Annotated in this window: 7 protein-coding genes; all 7 read left to right on the top strand. The window is 73.5% G+C overall.

The genetic code is table 11. The annotated features are described in order from the left end of the window. The first annotated feature begins 17 nt into the window (after positions 1-17). A complete protein-coding gene (locus AC162C_RS13265; protein ID WP_484097963.1) occupies positions 18-1,109 on the top strand; it encodes an N-acetylneuraminate synthase family protein in 1,092 nt (363 codons plus the stop codon). Between the two features lie 11 nt (positions 1,110-1,120). Further along, a complete protein-coding gene (locus AC162C_RS13260) occupies positions 1,121-1,603 on the top strand; it encodes a KdsC family phosphatase (protein ID WP_484097962.1) in 483 nt (160 codons plus the stop codon). Beyond that, positions 1,600-2,418, top strand: a complete 819-nt coding sequence (locus tag AC162C_RS13255) for an SDR family oxidoreductase (RefSeq protein ID WP_484097961.1) — start codon at positions 1,600-1,602, stop codon at positions 2,416-2,418. The genes AC162C_RS13260 and AC162C_RS13255 overlap by 4 nt, the downstream gene beginning before the upstream one ends. Then, a complete protein-coding gene (locus tag AC162C_RS13250; protein ID WP_484097960.1) occupies positions 2,415-3,839 on the top strand; it encodes an aldehyde dehydrogenase family protein in 1,425 nt (474 codons plus the stop codon). Before AC162C_RS13255 ends, AC162C_RS13250 begins: the two co-directional genes overlap by 4 nt. Beyond that, a complete protein-coding gene (locus AC162C_RS13245; protein ID WP_484097959.1) occupies positions 3,836-4,729 on the top strand; it encodes a ketopantoate reductase family protein in 894 nt (297 codons plus the stop codon). Before AC162C_RS13250 ends, AC162C_RS13245 begins: the two co-directional genes overlap by 4 nt. After that, positions 4,726-5,475 (top strand): acylneuraminate cytidylyltransferase family protein, encoded by a 750-nt coding sequence (locus tag AC162C_RS13240; protein ID WP_484097958.1) that lies wholly within the window; start codon positions 4,726-4,728, stop codon positions 5,473-5,475. Before AC162C_RS13245 ends, AC162C_RS13240 begins: the two co-directional genes overlap by 4 nt. Further along, on the top strand, positions 5,472-6,412 hold a 941-nt coding region (locus AC162C_RS13235), incomplete at its 3' end, for a mandelate racemase/muconate lactonizing enzyme family protein (RefSeq protein ID WP_484097957.1). The genes AC162C_RS13240 and AC162C_RS13235, both read left to right, overlap by 4 nt.

Genomic DNA, 6,412 nt, shown 5'->3' with positions numbered 1-6,412 from the left:
GCGAGTACCATCGCAGCGTGCGGGAGCTCTCGATCGACGGCAGGCGCATCGCGGACGACGCCGACGTCTACGTGATCGCCGAGATCGGCCACAACCACCAGGGGTCGGTGGAGAAGGCGAAGGAGCTCATCCGGGCCGCCCACGACTGCGGCGTCGACGCCGTGAAGCTGCAGAAGCGCGACAACCGGTCGCTCTTCACGCGCGACCTCTTCGACCAGCCGTACGACCACGAGAACAGCTTCGGTGCGACGTACGGGGAGCACCGTGAGGCACTCGAGCTCGGCCACGACGCCTACGTCGAGCTCCAGGGCTATGCGCGCTCCCTCGGGCTCGGCTTCTTCGCCACCGCGTTCGACGAGCCGAGCGCCGACTTCCTCGCCGAGCTCGACGTGCCGGCGTTCAAGATCGCATCCGGCGACCTCACGAACGTCCCGCTCCTGCGCCACGTCGCGGCGTTCGGCAAGCCGCTGATCGTCTCGACCGGCGGGGCGACGATCGAGGACGTCGACCGCGCCGTCGACACCGTGCGCCCGCTCAACGACCAGGTCTGCCTCCTCCAGTGCACCGCGGCGTACCCGGCGGCGGTGGAGGACCTGAACCTCCAGGCGATCGCGACGCTCCGCGACCGCTACCCCGACCTCGTCGTCGGGCTGTCCGACCACCAGGACGGGATCGCGATGTCGCTCGTCGCCTACATGCTCGGCGCGCGCGTGATCGAGAAGCACTTCACGCTCAGCCACACGTGGAAGGGCACCGACCACGCGTTCTCCCTGATGCCCGAGGGGATGCGGAAGCTCGTCCGCGACCTGCGCCGTGTGCCCGACGCGCTCGGGGACGGCGTGAAGCGCCCGCTCGACATCGAGGCCAAGCCCCTGGAGAAGATGGGCAAGAAGCTCGTGGCGGCGCGGGCGCTCGGGGCCGGGCACGTGCTCGGGCCCGGCGACCTCGCTGCTCGCTCCCCGGCGGGCGGCGGCCTCCCGCCGTATGCGCTCGACGACCTGCTCGGTCGCCGGCTCGTCCGGCCGCTCGAGGTCGACGAGGCGATCCACCCGACGGACGTCGAGCCGGTCGCGGAGCCCGCCGTGCAGGCGACCCGGGAAGGTGCCTGATCGACGCCGGTGTGCTCGAGACCGTCCGCCTCGCCGTCTTCGACTTCGACGGCGTGTTCACGGACAACCGCGTGTGGGTGAGCGAGACGGGCGAGGAGACCGTCGCCTGCTGGCGCGGCGACGGCCTCGGCCTGCGGCGCCTCGAGTCGGTCGGCGTCGAGCCGCTGATCGTCTCGACGGAGCCGAACCCCGTCGTCGCCGCACGCGCCCGGAAGCTCCACGTCGACTGCGCGCACGGCGTCGAGCACAAGCTGGACGTTGTCCGCGCGCACGCCGACCGGCTGGGGATCGGGCTCGAGCAGACGGCCTACGTGGGCAACGACGTCAACGACGTCGAGTGCCTCCGCGCCGTCGGGCTTCCGGTCGTGCCCGCCGACGCGTGGCCGGAGGTCGTCTCCCTCGCCGCCTGGGTGCTCGAGCGACCGGGCGGGCGAGGGTGTGTGCGCGAGTTCTGCGACGCGGTGTGGCGCGCGCGGGGAGGAGGGCAGGCGTGAACGACCCGCTGTTCGACCTCGACGGGCGTGTCGCCGTCGTCACCGGCGGCTTCGGGCTCCTCGGCTCCGAGCTCTCGGCCGCCCTGCTCGATCGCGGGATGCGGGTCGCGGTCGTCGACCTGCGCGAGACGCCGCATCACCACGCCGACGAGCTCACGGGTGCGGTCGAGCGAGGCGTCGTGCGTCACCACACCGCCGACGTCACCGACCGGGCGGCCGTCGAGGGCGTGCTCGCGGCGGTCGAGCAGGACTGGGGCGTCCCGCACCTCCTCGTCAACGCCGCGGCGATCGACGCGCCTCCCGGCGCTCCGGCGGCGGAGGTGGGGCCGTTCGAGGACGTCCCGCTCGACGCGATCGAGCGCGTCGTCGACGTGAACGTGCTCGGCACGCTCGTCCCGTGCCAGGTGATCGGCGCGGCGATGGCGCGCGAGCGGCGGGGCTCGATCGTCAACGTCGCGTCCGTCTACGGCATGGTCTCGCCCGACCAGTCCCTGTACGACTTCCGGCGCGAGCAGGGAGAGGTGTTCGTCAAGCCGGTCGCCTACGCCGCGTCGAAGTCGGCCGTGCTGAACCTCACGCGGTACCTCGCGACGTACTGGGGCGGCAGCGGCGTTCGCGTGAACACGATCACGCCGCACGGGATCGTGGACGGGCAGCCGGAGCCCTTCGTCGAGGCCTTCGCACGACGCTCGCCGCTCGGGCGCCTGATGGAGGCGCGGGAGGCGGTCGGCGCGGTCGTCTTCCTCGCATCCGACGCATCGTCGTACGTGACGGGCGCGAACATCGTTGTCGACGGCGGCTGGACCGCCTGGTGATTCCCGCCGAGATCCCGAACCTGATCGACGGGGAGGCGCGACCCGCGGCATCCGGCGCCTGGCTCGACACGCACCGCCCGGCCGACGGGACGGCGCTCTGCCGCCTGGCGCGATCGGCCGCTGCCGACGTCGACGCCGCCGTCGCAGCCGCACGGAACGCCCAGCGCCCCTGGGCCGAGCGCACGGTGGTGGCGCGGGGTGACCTGCTGCGCGAGCTCGCGCTCGCGCTCCGGGACCGCCGCGAGGAGGCCTCCGTCCTCGTCGCGGAGGAGACGGGCAAGCCGCTCGACCTCGCGCGGGGGGAGACGGATGCCGCCGTCGAGATGGGGCTGTTCGTCGCCGGCGAGGGGCGTCGCTACCACGGCCGCACGACCACGGCGAGCATGCCGCACCGGACGGTCTTCACGCTGCGCCGCCCGGTCGGCGTCGCCGGGCTCATCATCTCCTTCAACACCCCGCTGCCCAACGTCGCCTGGAAGGTGTTCCCCGCGCTCCTGTGCGGGAACGGCGCCGTGCTCAAGCCCTCCGAGGAGGCCCCCGCCTCGGCGTTCTTCTTCGCCGAGCTCGCGCACGAGGTCGGCCTTCCCCCCGGCGTGCTGAACGTCGTGCAGGGCACGGGGCCCGAAGCGGGGGCGGCGCTCGTCGAGCACCCCGACGTCGATCTCGTCAGCTTCACGGGCTCGGCTGCGACGGGTCGCTGGATCAACGAGCGTGCGGGTGCGCGCCTCGCGAAGGTGTGCCTCGAGCTGGGCGGCAAGAACGCGCTCGTCGTCTGCGACGACGCCGACCTCGAGAACGCCGTCCGGTGGGTCGTCGCCTCGGCGTTCTCGAACGCCGGCCAGCGCTGCGCGTCGGCCAGCCGGGTCGTCGTCTTCGACGCAGTCGCCGACGAGGTTCGCGGGCGGCTGCTCGAGGAGACCCGAGCCGTCGATCCGCAGCCCGTGATCAGCGAGGCGGCGCTCGAGCGGATCCTCGGGGAGGTGCAGCGGGCCGTCTCCCGCGGCGCGACGGTGCTGTGCGGCGGCGAGCGGCTCGACCGGCCCGGGTACCACCTCGCGCCGACGATCGTCGAGGGCGTCGCCCCGGACGACGACCTCTCCCGGGTCGAGCTCTTCGGCCCCGTGGCGACGCTGACGTCTGTCGCCGGCCTCGACGAGGCGCTCGCCCTCGTCAACGATTCGCCGTACGGGCTCACGGCGGCGATCCACACCGCGAGCGTGCACCGCGCGCTGCGTTTCGCCGAGCAGGCCGAGGCCGGCGTCGTCGTCGTCAACGCCGGCACGCACGGGTCGGAGCCGCACATGGGCTTCGGCGGCGTCAAGCAGTCGGGGACCGGCTGGAAGGAGGCCGGGGTGGAGGCACTCGACGTCTACTCGGACACGCGGTACGTCAACGTCGTCGCCGACCCGTCGCTGACGTGAGCAGGCCCGTCGCCGTGCTCGGCGTCGGCGCCGTGGGCTCGGCCGTCGCCGCACGCGTCGCGGCCGCGGGCCGGCGCGTGATCTGCGTCTGCACCCGGGGCTCGGCGCCCCAGGTGCGAGAGCGGGGGATCGTCGTCGAGACGCCGTCGGGCGTGCTGCGCGCACGTCCCGACGTCACCGAGGTGCTGACCGAGTCGGTGGAGCTCCTCGTCGTGGCGGTGAAGGCGCCGGTGCTCGCCGACGCGCTCGAGCGGATCGAGGTGTTCGCGGCGGCGGACGGCGTCGTGCTGCCGCTCCTCAACGGGCTCGAGCACCCCGACGTGATCCGGCGACGGCTCGCCGGCCGCGTCGCGCCCGCGACGATCGCGCGCTTCTCGGCGCAGGCGGCCGCTCCCGGGCAGGTCGTGGAGCGAAGCGGCACGCCCCTCGTGACGGCCGCCCCGGGCGACGTCACCCGGGCACTGCTCGAGTCCGCGGTGCAGCCCCTCGTCGAGGGAGGGATCGACGTGCGACTGGCCGACGACGAGCGGGCGGTGCTCTGGGAGAAGACGGCCCGTCTCGCCGTGCTCGCGGCCGCGACGACGGCCAGCGGGCTCACGGTGGGCGAGCTGCGCTCCGATCCGTCGTGGCGGGCCCGGCTCGAGGCTGCGGTCGCAGAGGCGTGTGCGGTGGCCTCGGCCGACGGCGTCTCCCTGCGCCCCGCCGACCAGTGGGCGATGATCGATGCGATGCCCGCCGACGCCTCGACCTCGACCGCCTTCGACGCCGGGCACGGCCGCGCGACCGAGCTCGACGCGATCGCCGGCTCCGTGCTCCGGGCCGCCCACCGGGCCGGTCGTGCATGCCCGACCCTCGCGGGGCTCGTGTCCGACGCGGAGCGCGCGGCGTGACCTCCGCGATCGCGCTGATCGGGGCGCGCTCCGGGTCGGAGCGCGTGCCGCGCAAGAACATCCGCCCGCTCGCGGGGCACCCGCTGCTCGCGTACGCGATCGCGACCGCGCGCCTCGCGGGGGTCTTCGAGCGCGTGCTCGTCTCCACCGACCACGAGGAGGTCGCGGATGTCGCCCGCTGGTACGGGGCCGACGTGCCCTTCCTGCGGCCCGCCGAGTACGCGACCGCGACCTCGCCCGACATCGAGTGGATCGCGTGGACGCTGGAACGGCTCCCCGAGCGCTACGACCTGTTCGCGATCGTGCGGGCCACGAACCCGTTCCGCGGGCCCGAGGTGGTCCGCCGAGGCCTGGAGCAGCTGCTCGCCACGCCCGAGGCCGACTCGATCCGCGCGGTCGAGCTCGTCAAGCAGCACCCGGGGAAGATGTGGGTGCTCGCGGACGACGCCCGCACGATGCGGCCCCTCCTCGATCAGGCCCACCTGGACGTCGCGTGGCACGCGGGCCAGTACCAGGCGCTGCCCGCGGTCTACGTCCAGAACAGCGCACTCGAGATCGCGTGGACGCGCGTCGTCACCGAGACGGGGACGCGGGAGGGTCGCGTGCTGGCGCCGTTCCTCACGCAGGGCCTCGAGGGCTTCAACGTCGACGACGAGGGTGACTGGGAGCGCGCCGAGGCGCTCGTCGCGAGCGGGCGGGCGACGCTGCCCCCCGTCGACCGCGAGCCGTATCCTGGGGCCTCGTGAACGTCGCGCGCCTGGAGACGCTCTTCTGCGACGCCGGCTGGCGGCCGTGGGTGTTCCTCAAGGCGACGACCGACGACGGCCTCGTCGGCTGGTCGGAGGTGACCGACTCGCACGGCTCTCCGCGCGGCATCGCCGGCATCGTCGAGGACCTCGCTCCGCTCGTCGTCGGCCGCGACCCCCGCGCCGTCGAGCGCATCTACTGGGACCTCTACCGCCACACGCGGCAGAGCCCGGGCTCGGTGATCCAGAAGGCGCTCGCCGGGATCGAGAACGTCCTGCTCGACCTGAAGGCGAAGGCGCTCGGCGTCCCCGTCCACGAGCTCTTCGGGGGCCCGACGCGGGACACCGTCCCGCTCTACTGGTCGCACTGCGGGACGACCCGCGCCCGTGCCTGGGAGGTCACCGGCACGTCGAAGCTCGCGTCCTACGACGACGTCGAGGCGCTCGGCCGCGAGGTCGTCGACCGCGGCTTCTCCGCGTTCAAGACGAACATCGTCGTTCCCGGCGACGAGCCGCAGGTGCTGATGCCGGGCTTCGGCGGCGGTGGCGGCACCGTGCGCGCAACGGAGATCGCGCTGCACCTCGTGCGCCTCCTCGAGGCGTTCGCGGCCGGCACCGAGGGGCAGGCGCGCCCGATCGTCGACCTCAACTTCAACCTCGATCCGGAGGGGGTGATCCGGGTCGCCCGCGCGCTCGAGCCGTTCGACCTGCTGTGGCTCGAGGTCGACATGTACGACGCCGCGGCGCTCGCGTACGTGCGCCGGAGCGTGTCGATGCCGATCTGCTCCGGCGAGAACCTGTACACGGCGCGCGGCTTCCGCCCGTACCTCGAGGCGGGCGCGATGGACGTCGCCTCCGTCGACGTGATCTGGAACGGCTTCCACCAGGCGAAGAAGGTGGCCGACCTCGCCGAGACGTTCGAGGTCTCGTGCGCCCC

Source organism: Gaiella sp. (genome assembly GCF_057140465.1).
The sequence above is the reverse complement of the archived record's forward strand: the minus strand, read 5'-3'. Positions and strand labels throughout refer to the sequence as shown.